This window comes from Paenibacillus sp. AK121, assembly GCF_019042715.1.
Lineage (GTDB): Bacteria > Bacillota > Bacilli > Paenibacillales > Paenibacillaceae > Paenibacillus > Paenibacillus polymyxa_C.
In genome coordinates this window covers 1-21980 of the sequence record NZ_JAHPJM010000028.1, presented here as the reverse complement: position 1 = coordinate 21980, position 21980 = coordinate 1, and the positions used below count along the sequence as shown (strand labels likewise).

General features: G+C 43.5%; 15 protein-coding genes. 12 read left to right on the top strand and 3 right to left on the bottom strand.

Annotated features, from left to right (window positions below; genetic code table 11):
• Positions 1–579 precede the first annotated feature (579 nt).
• Positions 580–1203 carry a site-specific integrase gene (locus tag KSP24_RS24710; RefSeq protein WP_216977086.1) on the bottom strand — a complete coding sequence of 208 codons (624 nt, stop codon included), beginning with the start codon at positions 1201–1203 and terminating at the stop codon, positions 580–582.
• A 443-nt stretch (positions 1204–1646) separates the two neighbouring features.
• Here KSP24_RS24710 and KSP24_RS24705 point away from each other — a divergent pair, with 443 nt between their 5' ends.
• From KSP24_RS24705 to KSP24_RS24695, 3 genes are all read left to right on the top strand, one after another.
• Positions 1647–1934 (top strand): hypothetical protein, encoded by a 288-nt coding sequence (locus KSP24_RS24705; RefSeq protein ID WP_216977083.1) that lies wholly within the window; start codon positions 1647–1649, stop codon positions 1932–1934.
• A gap of 80 nt (positions 1935–2014) precedes the next feature.
• The gene (locus tag KSP24_RS24700) at positions 2015–2410 is read left to right on the top strand and encodes a hypothetical protein (RefSeq protein WP_216977081.1); all 396 of its coding nucleotides are present in this window, start codon (positions 2015–2017) and stop codon (positions 2408–2410) included.
• 173 nt (positions 2411–2583) lie between these two features.
• Positions 2584–2913 (top strand): YolD-like family protein, encoded by a 330-nt coding sequence (locus tag KSP24_RS24695; protein ID WP_137078861.1) that lies wholly within the window; start codon positions 2584–2586, stop codon positions 2911–2913.
• Between the two features lie 204 nt (positions 2914–3117).
• Here the strand turns inward: KSP24_RS24695 and cysK are convergent, their stop codons facing one another.
• Complete coding sequence (gene cysK, locus KSP24_RS24690; protein WP_090738768.1) at positions 3118–4059, bottom strand: cysteine synthase A; 942 nt, start codon at positions 4057–4059, stop codon at positions 3118–3120.
• A 715-nt stretch (positions 4060–4774) separates the two neighbouring features.
• Positions 4775–5233: a carbohydrate binding domain-containing protein gene (locus KSP24_RS24685; RefSeq protein WP_225683669.1), complete on the bottom strand. Its 459-nt coding sequence runs from the start codon at positions 5231–5233 to the stop codon at positions 4775–4777.
• 572 nt (positions 5234–5805) lie between these two features.
• On the opposite strand from KSP24_RS24685, the gene KSP24_RS24680 reads away from it, so the two are divergent.
• From KSP24_RS24680 to KSP24_RS24640, 9 genes are all read left to right on the top strand, one after another.
• Positions 5806–6441 carry an MBL fold metallo-hydrolase gene (locus KSP24_RS24680; protein WP_040103360.1) on the top strand — a complete coding sequence of 212 codons (636 nt, stop codon included), beginning with the start codon at positions 5806–5808 and terminating at the stop codon, positions 6439–6441.
• Positions 6442–6767: 326 nt separating this feature from the next.
• The gene (gene loaP / locus KSP24_RS24675; protein WP_013371942.1) at positions 6768–7289 is read left to right on the top strand and encodes an antiterminator LoaP; all 522 of its coding nucleotides are present in this window, start codon (positions 6768–6770) and stop codon (positions 7287–7289) included.
• Positions 7290–7398: 109 nt separating this feature from the next.
• On the top strand, positions 7399–8160 hold the full coding sequence (locus KSP24_RS24670) for a 4'-phosphopantetheinyl transferase family protein (protein WP_216977079.1): 762 nt from the start codon (positions 7399–7401) through the stop codon (positions 8158–8160).
• A gap of 25 nt (positions 8161–8185) precedes the next feature.
• Positions 8186–8425, top strand: a complete 240-nt coding sequence (locus KSP24_RS24665) for an acyl carrier protein (RefSeq protein ID WP_013371940.1) — start codon at positions 8186–8188, stop codon at positions 8423–8425.
• A complete protein-coding gene (locus tag KSP24_RS24660) occupies positions 8403–9650 on the top strand; it encodes a beta-ketoacyl synthase N-terminal-like domain-containing protein (protein WP_216977077.1) in 1248 nt (415 codons plus the stop codon). The genes KSP24_RS24665 and KSP24_RS24660 overlap by 23 nt, the downstream gene beginning before the upstream one ends.
• Before the next feature lie 15 nt (positions 9651–9665).
• Positions 9666–10928 (top strand): hydroxymethylglutaryl-CoA synthase family protein, encoded by a 1263-nt coding sequence (locus KSP24_RS24655; RefSeq protein WP_025676543.1) that lies wholly within the window; start codon positions 9666–9668, stop codon positions 10926–10928.
• Entirely contained in the window at positions 10925–11686 is a 762-nt protein-coding gene (locus KSP24_RS24650) for an enoyl-CoA hydratase/isomerase (protein WP_216977075.1), read from the top strand. Before KSP24_RS24655 ends, KSP24_RS24650 begins: the two co-directional genes overlap by 4 nt.
• Before the next feature lie 46 nt (positions 11687–11732).
• Entirely contained in the window at positions 11733–12482 is a 750-nt protein-coding gene (locus KSP24_RS24645) for a polyketide synthase (protein WP_025676547.1), read from the top strand.
• 234 nt (positions 12483–12716) lie between these two features.
• A partial coding sequence (locus tag KSP24_RS24640) for a non-ribosomal peptide synthetase (protein WP_216977073.1) occupies positions 12717–21980 on the top strand: 9264 nt, incomplete at its 3' end.

Sequence of the window (21980 nt, the reverse complement as noted above, 5' to 3'; positions counted from 1 at the left end):
ACGCTTACTATTCGTAAGGGACTTAAAATCCTGCGGTAGGTGACTACCGTACCGGTTCGATCCCGGTCCTCGGCATACTAGTTTTTTTGTAAAAAACCCTTGATATTCAAGGGTTTTTTGCTTTTTTAGGAATTGAGACCATAACACTCATATCACAGGGAGCGAGCGCCTTTTTCGCTTTTGGGGACGGATTGGGGACGAACTTTTGGATCGAAGATGTCAAGGTGCGCTGTCGTTTTACGACTGAGCTTCTTGCTGACGTGAGCATAGGTATCTGAAGTCACCTGAGATGTGGAGTGGAATGTCGCGATCGATGTTGAAGCTCCTTGATGGATGTTCCCTGACCCAGCAAATACGTTGCATTTGTATGGCGGAGACCATGAAGTGATGCATTACGGAAATCGTTCCCCTCACACTAGTTTTTCCACTGCTGGGACGGCGTTTTATGGTAATAGGTTTCCCTGTACCTGAGTGAAAAATAAACTTCCGATCCCCGCCTTTCCATATCCCATTTGCCTTTGGCTCAAACCTTAGTTTACACATGTTTTTAACATGGACGACCAGTTCCTCCATATACCATTAAGGCATATCTACATAATCGTTAGGTGCTTTATTCTTAGTATCTGTAATGTCCGCCTGGCCATTTTTGGTGCTTGAAATGCTCTCGTCAATCCTCAATCTGCTGTTTTCAAAATCGCAATCGTCTTCGTCTAAAGCAATTAACTCACCGCGTCGGAATCCTCCCATTATCGCTCCTAAGAAAAAGAGTTTCCATTTAGAGTCTGTATAAAGTAACTTATCAATTACCTCGACTGCCTCATCTTCTTCAAAGTAATTTTTGCGGTCTTTCCTGGCCTTTTTATCCTCTTTGCTAATTTGTGAACGTTTAACGCCTCCCGGGGGATTTTTGATCAGTACACGCCATTCTGTAGCTCGTTGGAATATGCTATCTGTTACATCGTAAGCATACTGGATTGTACGCGATGCAAGAGTAGACTTTTTATCTTTTTTATCAACACGGGCGCCAGGCTTTCTCATATCAGCGAACAATTTCACTAAAATCATGATTGTAACTTCATCAATAGGCATATGGCCAATTTTCGGCAGAACGTGATTGTTGATTTTGGAGCAGTGAGATTCCAAAGTGGTTCCGTTCTTTAATTCTATTACGGCGTACTTCGGAACCCACTCATTTTCAATCATACAGCAAGGTATCAGCATAAAGGCAGAGAGCGTTGCGGTATAATCATTAATTCAAAACCACTAAAAAGGATCTACCCAGTTATTCGGATGAGCCTTTTTTGTCATTGAAGGAATTATCACACCATTCACCGAATGAATGATCGAGGTGATCAACATGAACTAACATATTTTGTTTACAAAATCATCCGAATAATTATGCTGACAACAACACATAAGGAAGCACTGTTGTGCAATCCGAAAGCATTGGCAACACCCCACTAGCTAAGCTAGTGGGGTGTTGTTGCATTTCTACAATTAAATTCAATAAATAAAATTCAAAAATATGTGTTAAAATTTCGAGTGTGAAAAAAGAACATAATTGTATAATAATTCAAGTTATACTATTATTGTAAATATTGGTTGGCCAACCATACTTGTTAAAAATAAAACATAGAGGTGCTAACTTGAAGAGAATAGCTAAGTATTTTTCCGCAATTTTATCCGTTATTTTATTATTTAATATTTTTGGTTTGACTGCAACTTCAGCTTCAGCTGAAGAAATCACTCATCAGTCTGAAGAAGTTACTGAAGAATATGACAGACAGTTGGATAAAGTGTATGAAGAATACAAGGAAAATCAGTCTGGCATTCAATCTGAATTTAGTCAAAATCATATTACTCCGTTTGCAGCTCAACCAGCATCAATTGGTCATATAATTAAGTTTACAATACAACAACTTTTCAAACGGTAAGGACACTATTAATTACCGAGTAAATGTGAAAAAGCGTTGGTTTAAGTCTATGTGGAATTTTAAATAAAGAGGAGAAAACAATGGCTCTTCTTAAAGACAAAAATGAAGAAGGAACATGGGTTGAATTTACATTCAAATATCATATCCCGGGTGAACGTGAAGGGTGTCAGCTCAATTTCAAATACTTTAAAACAAATAGAAAGGTATATGATTTGGATTTTGGGTGGACAAATATCACACTTAAGAATTATATTGAAGCAACCTCGCAATTTCCCGTAGAAAGTTTGAATGGATTCTACTCCTCATTCGAGAAAGACCTTTATGAGTTAAGCTGGGAAGAACTTGACTCGGGTACTCTATATCAGCTGAATTTTTACGGTTCCCAACAAGACTTCTGCCTTTTTGCTACTAAAGAAGCAATAAGACAGTTTGGCGCCGATTTACAGACGGATTGGGATCTGGCTCCGTTGCATTAAACTTAAAATTAAGGCTCGCTGGATAAGTGGCGAGTCTTTTTCTGTCGTTAAAGGAATACTACACCAATCCAGCAAATGCCTATTCTGAGGTGAATAGCATGAACCATACATATAAAGTGTTAAAGTCGGATATAGAACTATTCGCTGTTGCATTAAGCCATTAAGGGTATACGTTGTTCAGTGAAGGTAATGGCTTGTGGGAAAGCAGTCGGATTATCATACCAGAACACAAGGAAGCGTACTTAAAACTCATGAAAGACCGTCAGCGGGGAGGCAAGCCGGAACTTGACAATCAGGAAGCCCAGTTGATCGAGCAAGCGCTTATAGAGCTCTACAACACATGTCAGCCTATAACATTGGTGGTTTTTAGCCCATTCGATGACGAAGAACGCACAGGTGTAATCACGTCTATAAATACTGCTCGTAGGGAAGTAAAACTGTTTCGTGGCGAGGATAATTTTAGTTTGATCGAGTTGGAGGGTATCATTTCAGCAAGTATCTAGCAAAAATCTAAAAGGAGTAAATATTCTACTGACGTTATCCAACAAACAAGAAATGTTTTCAACCCCTTACCTGCGACAATCCAAGTCGAAGTCTTTCGAGGAGCATTTGATGCTAGTGTTTTAGCTAATTAACTAAAAAAGAAAAATCCTATATGTGGCTGGAAAGTTAACAAAAGAGGCAGGGGGATCCCTGCCTTCGGAGTTTTATAATTCTACGTCTGAGAAAAGCGGAGTGGACAAATAACGCTCACCTGTATCAGGTAATATGACCACGATCATCTTGCCTTTGTTTTCTGGAAGTTTCGCAATTTGTGTTGCTGCATAAACCGCAGCCCCAGAAGAAATACCAACAAGCAGCCCTTCTGTTTTTGCAAGCAGGCGAGCAGTTTCAAACGCATCTTCGTTTTTAACTTTGAAAACCTCATCTACATATTCTTCATTAAAGTTATTTGGAATGAAACCAGCACCGAGTCCTTGTAGTTGATGTGAACCTGGATTACCGCCAGACAGCACTGGTGAATCGAACGGTTCGACGGCTATCACTTTTACAGAAGGTTTTCGTTCCTTCAATGCCTGTCCAACGCCCGAAATAGTTCCACCTGTACCTACGCCCGCGATAAAAATATCTACACCGCCGTCCGTATCATCCCAGATTTCCACAGCTGTAGTTTTGCGATGAATTTCTGGATTGGCAGGATTGCTAAACTGCTGTGGTATGAAAGAGTTTGGTGTTTCGGCAGCCAAAAGCTCAGCACGCTTGATAGCGCCTCTCATCCCCTCGGATCCCGGTGTTAACACAAGCTCAGCACCGAACGCAGTCAAAAGCTTGCGACGTTCGATACTAAACGTTTCAGGAAGTGTAATTATAAGTTTGTATCCAAGAGCCGCAGCCGCAAATGCAAGTCCGATTCCAGTATTGCCACTTGTCGGCTCGATAATAATGGAGTCTTTATTGATTAAGCCTTTCTCCTCAGCGTCTTTAATCATAGCATATCCAATGCGGTCCTTAACGCTACCAGCCGGATTGAGATATTCCAACTTTGCTACCACGTTTGCCTCAATATTTTGGATTTGGCTGTAGTTTAACAGTGCTAACAAAGGAGTATTTCCAATTAACTCTGTCAACTTTTGGTGAATTTTAGTCAAAATTATCCCTCCAAACAATTAATTCATATCTACTTACTGTGACATACATATTATCATGAATTTTTTTTCATAACCATGTCCTGTTAATTCATAGTGAGGAGCAGGAACGGATGGAACAGTTTAAGCCTAAGGTGCTATTCATAAAAAAATAGACCAAGTTTATTCAGAACCAAGAGAGTCATTAAGAATGTATACGGTGTATCATTTTTTAATTTCAGAATAATTATCACGGTTCATAATAAACTGGCTTTTTCCCAGGATTTTGTATTTAATAGAAGGCAAAAAGAGCAGTAAGGAATTAATCCTTCTGCTCTTTTTATTGGGGACAGACTCTAGTGTTTTGTATAGATTACAGTCCAAATGAGAACATATACGAACACATAAAAGCCTTGAGAATACTGGCTTGTGGAACTGTGTGCGACTACAGTGTATTAAAAACTCATAACTTAAAATCCTGCGATAGGTGATTACCGTACCGGTTCAATCCTGGTCCTCGGCATTTCATGTTTTATCTCGATCTCATCAGTGTTAATCAGATGAAAATAACGCTAGGTCCTGTGTAGCTGTAATGGAGCAATCCGTAGGTACACAGGACCAACGAAGCGCCTTACCGTTAGTATGCGGAGGAGGCGTTGTTATTTTGGTAAATTACATGCTATAAAAATCCAGTTTAGTTTTGTGTTTTGTAAGGATAATTATGCCACCAAGTGATTTGTTATCTTAATCTGGATATTGATACATCATCCAAAAGAATGGTGGCAAAAGCATCCTGCGCTGTAACACGGAACACTAAATCTCTAGAGACTGTCCCCGAATTCCCTGAGATTGAGAAGGTACGGGAGACTCTCTCATATTGTGATGAAGGTAGCGAGTTTAGCTGAATTGTGTAGGTTTGCTCTCCTAGACTAATTTGAAGCCGACCGCCAAAAGGCCTGATCAAATTACGTACCCAGAAGGTCACACGGTATCTTCTTCCTCTACTCAGATCGGAAATCGTTTGTCTAAGCGAGACGCTGTGCCCCGGGTTAGCTGAGATTCTGACGGCTTGATTGCCACTGTGCGGGTTGGTTCTGGTAATAAAGATTTGACCTGTCACGTTGCTGACGTTTGCAATCCAAGGTGTCAAATCCTGATCTTCAAAGCCACCGTTTCTAACAACAGCCTGGGTAGGCAAAATTTTTTTCTTCTTCAATGTGTGAGGTTGTATAGGGGATCTATTCATCCCTCTACGGACAGTAGTTGTACTTTTTCCAGCTTTTTTAGGTTTCATTTAAACAACTCTCTTTCTGTAAAAAATGTATTTTGTATTAGTAGTTTATGAAAGTGTGAATAATAGTGTTCATATTAAGAGAAACCAAAAATACCGTCGTAGGGCGGTATTTTTTTGGTTACGTAATACTGGGCCTTGCGGCCTTTTCAGTGCAGCTTTTTCGACTTTATAGTGCAAAATCTTGTAACAGAGAGTCAAAGCCCTTCTATTGCATAAGTTGCTATAATCGTTGGTACAGCAACTTTTTACAGAGAGACCATCGGAGACAAGAATGATCCCGAAAAGCGCAGGAATGCTTGTTATTCAGGAACTCTTAGCAAAGATTGCAGCATAGGAAACGCGTAGTGATGCAGATCAATTCAGCCGCATTTGAACAGTGAATTTTACGCACAAATTTTGATTTGGCCATGGAAGGTGGGTTCAGTAAAGCTGACATGAGTCTGACATACCATATGGAACAGTTAAGAGTCCGTTTTATGAATTTTATTAACTATGTATATATTGTAATGGATAAAAAAACAGGAGACATTGCCATTGTCGATCCGTCATGGGATATATTAAAAATAGAGTCATATCTTCGACAGTTGAATGGTAATCTAAGAGCCATTTTATTAACCCATTCACATTTAGATCATGTTAATTTGGTAAATCCGCTCCTGGAAAAGTATAGACCGCACGTATTCATGTCAATACAAGAAATCGATTATTACCATTTTAGATGTAAAAATTTACATCCTATTAAAGATGGGGACTTTATCAAACTTGGAGAAACAGAAATTATAAGTCTTCTGACCCCTGGGCATACCATGGGAAGTGTGTGCTATCTTTTATCCAATCACTTATTTACGGGGGATACCATTTTCATTGAAGGTTGTGGATTTTGTGATCCGAATGGAGGAGATCCGAAAGACTTATATCATAGCGTTCAAAAAATAAAGCGAGAGGTTGATAGCTCCATTCAAATTTATCCTGCTCATTCATATGGTAAAGCACCTGGTTTCCCACTCAGTCACCTTATGGATGAAAATATTTATTTTCAATTTACGAGTATGAAACCGTTTATTAATTTCAGAATGCGTCCCAACCAAAAAGGTCTATTCAATTTCAAATGAGTTGGTAAAAAGGGTGAGTTCTAAAGGGGGATAGGGCATCCACCCCCCTAAAGATAGACTGGGGTGTTGCCAAAATGGCAATTGACACTGTTTGGGCAGAGGATTATAATGGAATTATACTATTCCATTTATATGATTATATGAAAAATAAAGGAACTTGTTTGCGGTTAATCGCTGGCGGGTCACGTTAACCACTGATGAGGGACATATCGTGAGAGATTGTAGCTTATCCATCAGATAAGTGAAAGGGCGAAGCTATGCATATACTGGCAGCGGACATTATAGGAGTTGATTTTGGCAGTATGTTTTGTTAGGAGATGAGCGGAGTGAATTGGTATGTGCTTTTTGTGCGAACGGGTAGGGAAGAAAGGGTTAAACAACTTTTTAATAAGTGGTTTGATTCTGAAGTTTACAAACCATTTATACCGATCCAAGAGAGACTTTTTAAAGTAGCAGGAACAGTCAAGAAAGAATTAGCACCTTTGTTCCCCAGTTATGTATTTATTGAGTCCAACTTACCTGACTTGCAGTTCGTAACAAGTACAAATTCAATGATTTATACTTCCAGTGATATCATTCGTTTATTGAGATATTCGAAGTTAGAAGCCTCCATGCGAGATTGCGAGAGACAAGTTTTAGAGAGTTTATGCAATGATAGATATTGTATAGAATGCTCAACTGGAATTATTGAAGGAGACAATATACGTATCATAGAAGGACCACTTAAAGGAAGAAGCAGCATAGTTAAGAAGATAGACAGGCATAAAAGACAGGCGGTTATTCAGTTAGAATTTATGGGTGATATCAGACTAGTGAACGTAGCTTTAGAAATTATTAGTAAAGTTTAAATAGAACAATTGTGAGAATATTTTTCTCCATGTGGAAGCTTTCAGAGCCCTTAAGGGATTTGAAGGTTTTTTTTGGTTTGGGCTTGCCTGTTCATAGGGGGATATGCATGTGGTCTTGTATACGGAACAGCTCATATTGACGCGGGAAGATACTGTGATGAAGGCGGCTGTAAGTTTTGTACATGCAGTTTGTTATGCCGGTGCTTCTCTCGATCCAGAGATTTTTCATTCAGATGAATGTAGCTACTTTGAGAGCCTGCTATTCCAGCGCCGAAAATCCAACTTTCTGCTCGGCAGGCTAAGTGCTAAACAGGCAGCATCGTTGCTGTTGAGTGAGTCGAACCTGAGCAACATAAGCGTGGAGACAGGTGTTTTCGGCCAGCCCTTGCTTCGAACTACCGGCGCCCCTGGATACCAAGTGAGCATCGCCCACTGTGATGATATTGGGACCGCTGTTGTTTTTCCAGAAGCGCATCCTATGGGGGTTGATATTGAGAGGATAAGTCCTAACCGAAATAAGACCATGGAAAGCCAGTTGACGATGGAAGAAAGGGAAAGAATCGTAGCCGTTCGGGGAGTAGAGGAGTACTCTGTTTTATTGACGGTTTCTTGGACGGTAAAGGAGGCGATTTCGAAAATATTGCGCACCGGTTTTACAGCATCATTGCAAGTGCTTGAAATTAACGAGATCAGATTTAAAAGTGGATGCTTTCAGAGTACATTTTCGCACTTTCCACAATATGCTGCCCAGTCGTATCGGTTGGGGAACTACATCTTTACTATTGTAGCGCCAAGGAAGACGGAATGGAGTATGAATATGTCTCGATTGTATGAGCAATTTAATTCGATTTTTCATCCAAGCTGTTTGTAGATAATCCAATTTTAGGAGGGTAAACATGCGTAAAGAAGAAGTGTTTGAACTCGTTAAAGGTTGTATTTGTGAAGTGCTCCCGGAATTAAATGATCACCAGTTCCAGTATGACGATCGCTTGGTAGATTTGGGTGCGGATTCGGTAGATCGAGCCGAAATTGTAATGAAGACTATGGAAGCATTATCTCTTAATATCCCGCGCGTTGAGTTATCTGGCGTGAAAAATATAGGAGAATTGGCAGATGCGCTCTATGCCAAATTATAAACAGCCTGAATTAGTTATTACGGGCATTGGTGTTACTTCGGCGATTGGTCAGGGGAAGACGGCCTTTGCTTCGGCATTATTCAAAGGGCAACATGCATTTGGAGTTATGCAACGTCCCGGCAGAGAAGGAGAAGCTTCATTTATAGGTGCGGAGCTGCCATCTCTATCTTATCCGGAGTCCATATCCAAACGAATGTTACGAACCGCATCATTTTCAGGACAGGTGGCAATGGTTACCCTTCAAGAAGCCTGGGATGATGCTAAACTGGATCACGTCGACCCTAGCCGCATTGGGCTCGTGATTGGAGGATCTAATTTTCAGCAACGGGAATTATTTCAGACCTATGAGGCTTATCGGGAAAAAATGCACTTTGTACCTCCAACCTATGGGCTATCCTTTATGGATACTGATTTATGCGGACTATGTACCGAGCAATTCGGCATTCAAGGGTTAGCGTATACTGTCGGTGGGGCTTCCGCAAGCGGACAAGTCGCCATCATTCAAGCGATTGAGGCAATTCAAGCAAATCGGGTTGATGTGTGCATTGCGATGGGGGCGTTGATGGATATTTCGTATATGGAATGCCAGGCGTTGCGATCCTTGGGGGCCATGGGAAGCGACCGATACGCTAATGAACCGGCAAAGGCTTGTCGCCCCTTTGATCAGATGCGCGACGGGTTCATATATGGGGAATCTTGCGGAGTTATCGTCATTGAGCGGTCAGATTTTAAAATGAAGCGTCAGGGGAAATCCTATGCAAAGCTTACAGGCTGGGACATGGGGATGGATCGGAATCGAAATCCCAATCCCTCTTATGAAGGCGAGGTTCAGGTGATTAAAAGGGCCTTGAAGAAAGCGAAGCTGCAGCCAGAAAAGATTGATTATATTAATCCCCACGGGACAGGCTCAGTCGTTGGGGACGAGATCGAAATAAAGGCAATACAGGATTGCAATTTATCGCACGCTTACATCAATGCAACCAAATCCATTATCGGTCATGGCCTGAGCTCGGCTGGAACGGTTGAAATTATTGCTACTCTTTTACAAATGAAGGAGTCGAAACTTCATCCTACGCGTAATTTGGAGAAGCCTATCGGAGTGGATTGCAACTGGGTGAAAAATGAGCCCATTCCAGCAGCTATTCATAATACTATGAACCTAAGCATGGGGTTTGGCGGAATCAATACTGCCATTTGTATGCAAAAGTGTGAGTCGGGTATTTAAGAAAGGGGGAGCGTTATGGTATTGGTAGGAATAGAGGCGATGAACGTTTTTGGGGGCTCAGCCTATCTGGATGTCATGCAATTAGCGCAGCACAGACAGTTGGACCCAGCGAGATTTGAAAATTTATTAATGAAAGAAAAGGCTGTTGCTCTGCCCTATGAAGATCCGGTTACCTTCGGAGTCAATGCGGCAAAACCGCTGGTGGACGCCCTCTCTGAAGCGGAAAAAAACCGCATCGAAATGCTTATAACCTGTACAGAATCAGGCATTGATTTTGGCAAATCAATCAGTACATATATTCACCACTATTTGGGGCTGAATCGGAATTGCAGGCTATTTGAACTCAAGCAAGCCTGTTATTCGGGGACTGCCGGATTCCAAATGGCGGTGAATTTTATTTTATCCCAGGTTTCTCCAGGGGCCAAAGCGCTTGTCATTGCCACTGATATCTCACGATTTATTGCCGCTGAAGGCGGGGATGTTTTGAGTGAGGATTGGTCTTACGCTGAACCAAGCGGAGGAGCAGGAGCTGTGGCCATGCTCATTAGTGAAAATCCTCATATATTCCAAGTCGATGCGGGTGCTAATGGATATTATGGCTATGAGGTGATGGATACTTGCCGGCCGATACCAGATAGCGAGGCCGGAGATGCGGACTTGTCTTTAATGTCCTATCTGGACTGTTGCGAGCAAGCATTTCTGGAATACCAGAAACGGGTAAAAGGGGTGGATTATAAAGATACCTTCCAGTATCTTTCCTTCCATACCCCATTCGGTGGAATGGTAAAAGGAGCGCATCGAACAATGATGCGAAGGATGACTCAGGCCAAACCGAATGAGATTGAGGCGGATTATTTACAACGTGTCAAGCCAGGATTGGAGTATTGCCAACGAGTCGGCAATATTATGGGTGCGACCTTGTACCTGTCCTTGGCAGGTACGATTGATAAGGGCACATTTGATTCTCCGAAGCGGATTGGTTGCTTTTCCTATGGATCAGGCTGCTGCTCAGAATTTTATAGCGGTGTGGTCATGCCGCAAGGCCAGGAGTATCTGCGTCGTTTTGAGATCGAGCGTAATTTGGATGATCGCTATCAATTATCCATGGATGAATATGAATCTTTGCTGAAAGGCAGCGGTGCTGTACGCTTTGGAACCCGCAACACCAAACTGGATTTTCAATTGGTTTCGGGAGTGATTGATTCCGGGAAAGGGAGACAGCGGTTATATCTGGAAGAAATTTATGAATTCCACCGCAAATATCGGTGGGAATCATGAATTATCAAACGATTCAGGTTCGGTTCCAAGATTCGATTTGTTATTTACGGTTTTACCGACCGGAGGCAAATAACACGATTAATAACATCCTCATTGAGGAATGCATGCACGTGCTTGCACTGTGTGAGGAATCGGTTACGATCGTCGTTTTGGAAGGTCTGCCGGAGGTGTTCTGTCTTGGAGCGGATTTTCAAGGAATGTACGAAACCATGACAAATGAACATGAGCATGCACAGAATCCCGAACCTCTGTATGATCTGTGGTTAAAACTGGCGACGGGGCCCTATATCACGATTTCTCATGTGCGAGGAAAGGCAAACGCTGGCGGTATCGGATTTATTGCTGCCAGCGACATTGTGATAGCAGATCAGACAGCACAGTTTAGTCTGTCGGAATTGTTATTTGGGCTTTTCCCTGCTTGTGTTCTGCCCTTTTTAGTACGCAGAATTGGATTTCAAAAAGCGAATTATTTGACATTAATGACACAGCCAATTATGGTTCAACAGGCCCTTTCATGGGGATTGGTTGATGTGTATGACGCACAGAGCGATACGGTGCTGCGCAAGCATTTATTACGTCTTAGACGATTGTCCAAAACGGGTATTTTACGCTACAAGCGCTTTATGGACGAACTCAGCGATTTGCGTCAGTGCAAACCACTGGCGCTGGCTTCCAATCAAGAGGTGTTTTCAGACGCTCAAAATCTTAAGGGCATTTTCCGCTATGTCGAAACAGGTCAATTTCCGTGGATGGACTGATGGGCGTTTGCCACAAGACGGGATGCTTAGGGGGAAGTAGATCATCATGTCACAATCTGTGGTTGAGTTACTTGAACTCGAGCGAGGGATTATTCAAGTAACAATGCAAGATAGAGTTCATAAAAATACATTTACACTTGAAATGACTCATGGACTTAGAGAAGCGTTCCATACGATCCAGGATGACTCGACCTGCAAAGTCGTAATTCTAACAGGGTATGACAACTACTTTGCCACTGGTGGGACGCAAGAAGGACTATTGGCTATACATGAAGGAACATCGAAGTTTACTGATGAAAATATTTACTCTCTGGCATTGAACTGCAGAGTTCCAGTGATAGCTGCCATGCAGGGCCATGCGGTTGGTGGGGGCTTTGTCATGGGGCTATTTTCTGATTTCGTAATCCTGAGCAAAGAAAGTATGTACACGACTAATTTTATGAGATATGGATTCACACCGGGAATGGGTGCGACGTTCATTATTCCCCAAAAACTGGGGTTCAGCCTGGGAGAAGAATTACTGTTAAATGGGGGGAATTACCGAGGTGCAGAACTGGAGAAGCGGGGAGTGCCGTTTCCAGTTCTGCCTCGCAAAGAAGTGATGAGCTATGGGTTGGACCTTGCTAGACAGCTTGCCGAAAAACCCAGATTTTCATTAATCACGTTAAAGGATCATCTGGTTGCTCCACTCCGAGCTCAGCTTCCCAAAATCGTAGAACAAGAGCTGATTATGCATGAGAAGACCTTTCATCAAGCCGAGGTTAAAGAACGAATTATCAACCTGTTTGGAAAATAACAATTTTTTATAGATTAATTTATCGAGATTTGTTGAACGCCTTTTACGGTTGTTCATGGGAATCTGGAAACGAGTGTGAAAGGGGCACATAGCCTTTCTCATCACTCGTTTTTTCTTTGCTACTTTCGATTAGGCAACGCTTCAAACGTGAAACAGCAGCTCAAAATAGACATCGTGATAAGCATTTAGCTCATGTTGTATTTAAATTTTGTGTTTTGAGGAGTTGGTGGATGAATGACACGTAAACATGATCAAAGATCAGACCTTAATATCCCGATCGTTTCTTTTATGGAAACTTGCCGGCAATTTCCTGAAACAGAGTTGTTTACTTTTGAAAATGAAGGAGAGCATCCTCAAGTTCTTACGGGAACCACGCTTTTGCTGCAAGTGCAAACTTTGGGCAACATTCTAATGAAAGAACTGGCCGCGCAGGAAAGAGCGCTTCTTGTATTTCCACAGGGTCTGGGATATATCAGCAGCATGCTGGCATGTTTTTATGCAAACATCGTAGCCATCCCTACACCCATTACAGCAGCAGAGCCAGATGAAAAAATGCTTGAGAAAATAAAGCCTATTCAAACAGATTCCGAGGCTGTATGTATCATAACAAATACTGCATTCAAAGCCTTTCTCCAAACACAACCAGAGTATAGAACGTTTCGTATCCTAAATATTGATGAGATTTTTCAGAAGAGCGCCGCCCACGTCGATATGAAGATGAGAATGCCAGCACCTGAAGATATGGCCCTTTTGCTGTACACATCAGGCTCTACATCCCTGCCTAAAGGCGTAATTCTCAGCCATAGATGTTTGATGAATCAAGTTAAGGCTGAGCAATGGAGAATTGACCAAAATAGCCGTATCGTGTCCTGGATGCCGCAATTCCATGCTTTTGGACTGCAAAACAATATTTTGGTACCGCTATTCAATGGTGCCTCAAGCATTCTTCTCCCACCAGAAAGCTTTGCTAAAAATCCGGAACACTGGATTCAAATGATTGACAAGTATCAGGCTACCCATACGGCTGCGCCAAACTTTGCATTCGATTACTGCTGCTCCACCTTGGACATAACTTCACTACAGGAATATTCTCTACACCATCTCCAAGCTATTATATGTGCAGGTGAGCCCATTCGGAAGGAGAGTTACGAAAATTTCATTCATAATTTCCGGGCATTAGGGCTTAAAGAAGATATATTTTGTCCTCTTCTCGGCTTATCTGAGTTGTGTCCTGTTACCAGTGTAAAACCGGGCCAATCGATGAGATTTCTTAATTTGGATATTCCTAGCTTGGAGCAAAGAAGAGTCCAATACACAGATGAGAAGAATCCATCAAAGACCGTTGTCAGCTGCGGGGAAATCGAAGCTCCAACAGAAATACGGATTGTTCATCCTGAAAGTCATATGCAATGCCTACCAGGGGAAATCGGCGAGATTTGGATTAAATCCGATCGGACGGCAGAGGGCTATCTAAACAGGAAGGAAGAAACGGACAGCACTTTTGAGGCGGTACTTTCCAATACACAAGAAGACGGTTTTTTCCGTACAGGAGACCTTGGTTTTATTGCAGACAATCATATCTATGTCATCGGCAGAGAGAAGGAAGTCATCATCATTCATGGTAAAAATCATCATGCTGTCGATATTGAATGGACCATCCAAAAGAATATGCCGGAGTTGACCTTGCCTATCGCTGTATTTTCCGCCGAAATCAATGGTCAGGAAAAGGTAATCGTCGTACAGGAGATTGAAGCACCTCTTCATGAGCAGGAATATAAACGACTGGTTGAAAACATGCTGAACGCTGTATCTGGGACACATCAACTTGAGATATATGATATATATTTGCTGCCAAAGGGTAGTATTCCCAAAACGGGGAGCGGGAAAATTCAAAGAAAGGTCTGCCGTAATGCCTATATCAAACAAGAGCTTAGGGCGCTTTATCAATATCGGAGTACCCTCTCAACAGCGCATTCAGAGATAGGAGAAACGGATGTTACTATAAACGCTGTTTCGTTGATACAGCTGAAGATTCAGGAATATATGGTGCAATTTTTGCATGGGGAACTGAATCTGGAGTCCGAGGCAATGGATTTGAATAAAAATATTCACGGCTACGGCATCGATTCCATTCTTGTCATGAAGCTCATACGCGGTATCGAAAAATCTTATCCGATCAAGGTTAATGCAAGAGAAATTCTAGAATACCCGACGATTCAACTGCTATCGGCTTATTTAGCCAAAAAGATTAAAAAAGATAAACCGGTTGTAGAGGCCAAGACCGAGACAATCCTGCACGGTTTGCAAAGGAATCCACTTTCTGAAGTTCAAAAAGGACTGTGGTTATTACATAAAATGTCTCCTGAAATCAATGCTTACAATGTACCGATATGTCTCCGATTTAATACGAAAGTGGAGATAGAGAACGTTAAACAGGCTTTCCACACCGTTTTAGAACAATATCCTATTTTAAATAGTGTGATTGAAGAAGAAAACGGGACACCTTATCAAATGCTGAATCCTGCTCAGCCGTTCAATATGCAGGTAGAGGATATTTCAAGCTTGAAAGCGGATGAAATCATGCCCTTTATTCGGAGCAAAGCAAAGCAGCCATTCGCGCTGGAACAGGACTCTATGATGCGTGTGTATCTGATGTCCAGGTCCGAACAAGAACATTTCATACTAGTGGTCATCCATCATATTATTTTTGATGGTAGTTCTTTCGTCCTTTTTATTCAAAGTTTTTTAGATGCATATAAAGACTTGGTACGAGGAAATAGACCGATCGTTTTACCACCTGCCGCGAGCTATAACGATTTTGTGGAATGGGAACAAACGATGCTGGCCAGTGCAGAAGGGGAGAAGCATCTTTCCTATTGGAAGCAACAGTTATCGGATACTTTACCGACTCTAGAGCTTCCATATAACCGCTCAGGTTTTCTGACTCCGAGCATGGAAGGACAAACATACACCAAGCGGCTTCCAGTTGATTGGGTCAATCGGGTAAAATCTTTTGCTCGTACGCAATATATGAGCTTGTCTACCGTCTTGCTAGGTATGTATGTGATATTGCTTAACCAGTATTCGAGACAGGAAGATATCATCGTTGGTATGCCAGTTATGGTACGACCAGAGGAGCGTTTTGACCAACTAATTGGATATTTTGTTAATATGCTTCCCATACGCAGCCAAGTGTTGGAGACAGAGACATTCTTGGATTTCATGAAAAAATTGCAAATGACCGTAGTCAATGGGATGGATCATGCTCCTTATCCTTTTCCGGCTCTGGTTCGAGCATTAAATGTGCCGCGTCTGCTGGCGAGCTCGCCTGTGTTTCAAACCGTTTTTTCTTACCAAAATTATCTACAAACTTCAAGCTTGCAGCAGCTTTGTGCGCCGTATAGCGATAGCTTTACCGTTGAGTTGGTAGAAGAAATTCACCAGGAAGGTGAATATGAGCTGGTATTGGAGCTGCTGGAGCAGGAACAAGAGATGACATTAAATATCAAATATCGTTCCGGTTTGTTCGATGAATCAACTATTGTACAGATGGCTGAGCGTTATATCGGATTAGCGGAAGCACTAATGAGCAATCCTACAGGGGCCCTGCAGGACTATTCAGTACTATTGCAAGAGGAAAAGAACAGCATCCTTTATGACTGGAATGCAACCGAAGTGAGTTATCCGGATAAATGCTTTCCCGAATTATTCATAAAACAGGCAAGAAAAACGCCTGAGGCTATTGCAGTCGTGTATGAAGAACAATCGCTTACCTATCGGGAATTAAAAGAAAAGAGCACTTTGCTCGCCATATATTTGCAAAATCAGGGCGTGACTCCTGATACGCTGGTAGGAATTTGCATGGAACGGTCTTTAGAAATGGTCATTGGGCTGTTGGGAATCCTTCTGGCAGGAGGAGCCTATGTACCGCTTGATCCAGACTATCCGGAGGATCGATTGGAGTATATGCTTCAGGATTCCAATGCAGCCCTTGTCATTACGCAATCGGGATTGTTGGAAAAAGTGTCTCGGCTGGCAGGGAGCAATGTGAACTGCATTGTTCTTGATAACGATTGGGATCTTCTGACAAGTAGTGTAAAGGGGAGAAAGACACTCAAACGGGAAGTGCAGTCTAGCCATTTGGCATATGTGATATATACCTCTGGAAGTACAGGGAAACCCAAAGGGGTCATGATCCCGCATAAAGCGTTGACCAACTTTCTTCTTTCCATGGCAGAAAAGCCAGGCATAACAGAGCAGGACAAACTGCTCGCAGTGACAACGTATTGCTTTGACATCGCAGGACTGGAATTATACCTGCCTTTGATTAAAGGCGCTCAATGCTATGTTTGCAGTTCTGAAAAAGCCAAGGATGCCGAAAGACTCAAGCAGGAGATACAAAAAATAAAACCGACAATAATGCAGGCTACCCCTGTGACTTGGACCATGCTCTTTCAAGCTGGCTGGAAGAACGAAGAGAACATGAAAATGCTCTGTGGCGGAGAAGCACTTTCAGAAACATTGAAATCTTATTTTGTTCATAACAACGGTGACGCATGGAATATGTTTGGTCCGACTGAGACGACAATTTGGTCTACAATTCAAACGATTACCGCCGACAAGCCGCTTTCGATCGGTAAGCCTATTGCCAACACTCAGATTTATATTTTGGATCAGCACCTTAGACCTGTACCTATTGGACTTCCGGGTGAGCTTTTCATTTCGGGCAGTGGCTTGGCCAGAGGTTATTTGAATCAGCCGGTGCTTACGGATGAAAAGTTTATTGACAACCCATTCAAGCCCGGAACTAAGCTCTATAGAACTGGAGATTTATGCAAGTGGCTTTCTGACGGCTCTATTGAGTATTTGGGTCGGATGGATTATCAAGTGAAAATTCGCGGTTTTCGGATTGAGCTTAGTGAAGTTGAAGGTCAGGTCAGAACATATCCAGGAATTGATGAATGCGTCGTGGTTGCCAAGGAACAAGGAGAGGATAAGCAACTTGTTGCCTACTATTTGCGGAACGACTCCGAGTTCGGGAAGTCCTCACTTGACCCGAAAGAAGTGCGAAATTATTTAAAAGCATTCTTGCCTTATTATATGATTCCAGCATTCTTTATCGAACTAGACAAGCTGCCATTGACCCCGAATGGAAAAATAGACCGGAAGGAATTAATGAGTCGCAAGGTCGATTTGGCGACAGCAACAAGAAAAATCCATTTGCCACAATCAGATGTTGAACATCAAGTTTTAACAATATGGAAAAAGCTTCTGGATGTCGATCATCTAAGTACGGATGATGCCTTTTTCGACGTGGGTGGAAATTCTTTTACAGCCGCAGAGATGGTTAGAAAGATCAAGGACAAGCTGGAATGCGATATTTCGGTGACAGCACTGTTCAAGTATCCAACGATTAGGGAACTTAGTGCTTATATCATGAAAGTAAAAGGCGAGGCCCCAGCTTCTGCAACAGAACAAACAGATACCACTGAAAATACCATTTCACAGGGAATAGACTCGAAGGAAGATGAACATAAACCATCCTACCCTGATTATTATGAGGATAGCATCGCAATCATAGGAATCTCGTCCCTTTTTCCGGGTGCGAAAAACCACGTTGAGTTTTGGAGTAATTTGAGGGCAGGGGTAGAGAGTGTCCGGTACTTTTCCGAAGATGAACTAGCTCAATTAGGGCTGGAGAGAGAGATTGTCGAGCATCCAAACTATGTGCCCGGACAATGCACAATTGAGGGGAAAGAGTATTTTGACCCTGAGTTTTTTAATTTGTCCCAGAAAAATGCTGAATTTATGGACCCCCAGATGAAATTGCTGTTACAGCATGCATGGAAGGCTGTTGAAGATGCTGGTTATGTTTCTAAAGAAATTCCTGAAACCAGTGTGTATATGTCGGCGAGCAGCAGTTTTTATCAATCATTTATTCCTAATTTGGCATCGCAGTCGCCTAATGTCCTGAGGAATGCGGATGAATATGTAACCTGGATTTTGGCACAGGGCGGGACCATTCCTACTATGATATCTCATAAATTGGGATTTAAAGGTCCCAGCCTATTTGTGCATTCCAACTGTTCTTCCTCGTTAGTCGGACTGCGTTTAGCTTCGCAAAGCCTATTGTCCGGTGAAGCAAAATACGCGTTGGTTGGTGCGTCAACAATCTTTCCTTTCAACAGTTTAGGCTATGTATATCAGCCTGGCTTGAACTTTTCTAGCGATGGTCATATTAGAGCTTTTGATGATTCTGCAGACGGAATGATTGGCGGAGAAGGGGTTGGAGTTGTTCTACTGAAAAAAACGCTGGATGCCGTTAGAGACGGTGACCATATATATACGATTTTACGAGGGGTCGGCGTGAACAACGATGGGACTGACAAACTAGGGTTTTATGCCCCAAGCGTTAAGGGTCAGTCTGAAGTTATTCAGAAGACGATCGAATCAACCGGAATTCATCCTGAAACGATCAGTTATATTGAGACACATGGAACCGGAACCAAATTGGGCGATCCGGTTGAATTTGCTGCCCTAAATGATACATTCAGGCAGTATACAGCCAAAAAACAATTTTGTGGTATTGGATCGGTCAAAACCAATATCGGACATCTGGATACTGCAGCAGGTTTGGCGGGGTGTATTAAAGTCGCTTTAAGCTTATATCATAATGAGATTCCTCCAACGCTTAATTACGATACACCCAATACCGATATCCATTTGTCTGATTCGCCTTTTTATGTTGTTGATAAACTGCGGAAATGGGAACATGCGTCAGTTCCCCATCGGGCGGCACTAAGCTCCTTTGGCATAGGGGGAACGAATGCTCATGCCATTTTCGAACAATTTATAGCCAATGATGAACCCGAACGCTCTAAATCCAGTTTGATGAACGATTCTGCTGACTATCTTATTCCTTTGTCTGCCAAAAATCATCAGCGCCTCAAGGCATATGCTGGGGATCTCTCGGCTTTCTTTACAGCTTCTCAAGAAATCAATTTGTCGAATGTATCTTTTACGCTTCAAACAGGACGAACGGCAATGAAAAGTCGGGTAGCGTTTATTGTCAAGAATACGAGCGAGCTGGTGCAAAAACTGGAATCGTTCGCGAATGGACAAGAACATATCGAGAATTGCTGGAGGGGAGAACATAATCAGCAAAATTCAGTTCAATGGTTTGAACAGGAAGAAGTGTTCAAGGAATTAGTGAGCAAATGGATCTCAAATCGTGAAATGAACAAGCTGGCAGAGCTATGGGCCAAAGGCTTCTATATTGATTGGAAATTGCTGTATTACGATCTCCGGCCGAAAAGAATCAGTCTGCCTACGTATCCTTTTGCTCAGCAACGCTGCTGGGCTCCTGAGGTTGAGGCTGGGGCAGCAAGGGTCAGAGCAGTGGTGGAAGCGCCTGTGACTGCAGCCAGCCATACCCTGATGTTTGAGCCAGTCTGGAAGGAGCAGGACGTACCGCCGGAGGTCGAAGCTCCTGCCTATGACCGTCGTATCATCTTGCTGTGCGAGCCGGACGAGGCTTTGCCTGAACGGCTTGAAGCGAGAGTGAACGGAGCGGCGCAGGTTTTGGCTTTCTCATCCGGGAAGAGCCGGGTGGATGAGCGGTTTCAGGCCTATGCAGTTCAGGCCTTTGAGAGCATCCAAAGCATTCTCAAAGACAATCCTTCGGGAAGGGTGCTAGTTCAGCTTGTCGTGACGGCGGCTGGAGAAGGGCAGCTCTTTTCGGGACTTTCGGGTCTGCTGAAGACCGCCCGACTGGAAAATCCGAAACTCATCGGGCAATTGATCGAAGTGGAACAGGGCGAATCTGCAGAAAGTCTGCTGGCGAAGCTGGAGGAAAATAGCTGTAGTCCAGTAGATGGATGGATACGCTATGGGGGCGGTCAACGCAAAACCGCTTGCTGGAACAGGTTCGAGCCGTCCCGGGAAGAAGAGAAGCTGCCATGGAAAGACGGTGGCGTGTATCTTATCACCGGCGGCTCTGGCGGTCTGGGACTGCTTGTTGCAGAAGAACTGGTTCGGCATACCCGAGCAGCGACCTTGATTCTGACAGGCCGGTCGCCACTGGACGAAAACAGGCAAATCCGGCTGAAGGAGCTGGAGTCCTTAGGGGCCAGAGTGGTGTATAAGCAGGGGGATATCACCGACAGGAATACGGTGATCAGCTTGCTGGAAAGCATTCAGGAGGAATTTGGGTGTGTTCACGGGATTATCCACTGTGCAGGGGTCATTCACGATAACTTCATTCTCAAGAAAAGCAGGGAAGAATTTATCGAGGTGCTGGGACCGAAGGTCCAAGGGCTGGCCCATCTGGATGAGGCAAGCAGCGGTCAGGATCTGGACTTCTTTGTGCTCTTTTCCTCCATATCGGGCAGTCTGGGCAATCCGGGGCAGGCCGATTATGCCACCGCCAACGCTTTTATGGATGCGTACGCAGCATACCGGAATACCCTTGTGGAGGCCCAGCAACGGCGGGGCCGGACGCTATCCATCCGCTGGCCGCTGTGGAAAGAGGGTGGGATGCGGATCGATGCGGACACAGAAAAGCTCATGAGACAAAATATGGGCATTACGGCTTTACAGACCGAGTCGGGCATTCAGGCGTTGTACCAATGCCTGTCCTCAGGCAAGGAGCAGGTGATGGTCCTGGAAGGAGAACCCGAGAAAATCGAGGCCTATCTGGCGAAAGCAGCGTCGCAGGTAGATGTCCGTACGATCGAGGCATCAGCGCCGAAGCTGGATACGGCCTCACTTTACGATAAAACTTTGTTTCATCTCAAGGCGCTGTTGGGAGAGGTGACCCGGCTGAGCGTCAGCAGCATCGAAGCTCATGAGCCGTTAGAGCGCTATGGGATTGATTCCATCATGATTACCCAGCTCAACGCCAAGCTGGCAGAGTCTTTTGGCGAGCTGTCCAAGACGCTGTTTTATGAGTACCAGACCTTGCGTGCCTTAGCGGAATATTTGGTAGCAGAATATGCACCGGGGTGCATGCAGTGGGTTGGAATGAGTCCGGACAAGGAACGGGTGGAGGAAACGACTGCGGCAACCCAGTGCACTGAAGAAGAAGGCACGCCAGTTGCGGGGCAGACGATTGCGGAGACGGTGACAACGAAGTCCAGCCGTTGCTATGTGAAGTCTGTTCGAAGCTACGCGGAGTTTGGCGCAGAGGAAAGACGAGAACCGATCGCCATCATTGGTATGGCGGGAAAGTATCCAGGTTCGAAGGATATGAACGAATATTGGGAAAATCTTAAAGCAGGGAAGGATTGTATCGGCGAAATCCCGCAGGAACGCTGGACCCTGGAAGGATTCTTCCAGTCTAACAAACAGGAAGCGGTGGCTGATGGCAAAAGCTACAGCAAGTGGGGCGGTTTTATCGAAGGCTTTGCGGAATTCGATCCATTGTTTTTTAATATTGCACCGCGGGAAGCACTCAGTATGGACCCTCAGGAAAGGCTGTTCATTGAAGCCTGCTGGGAA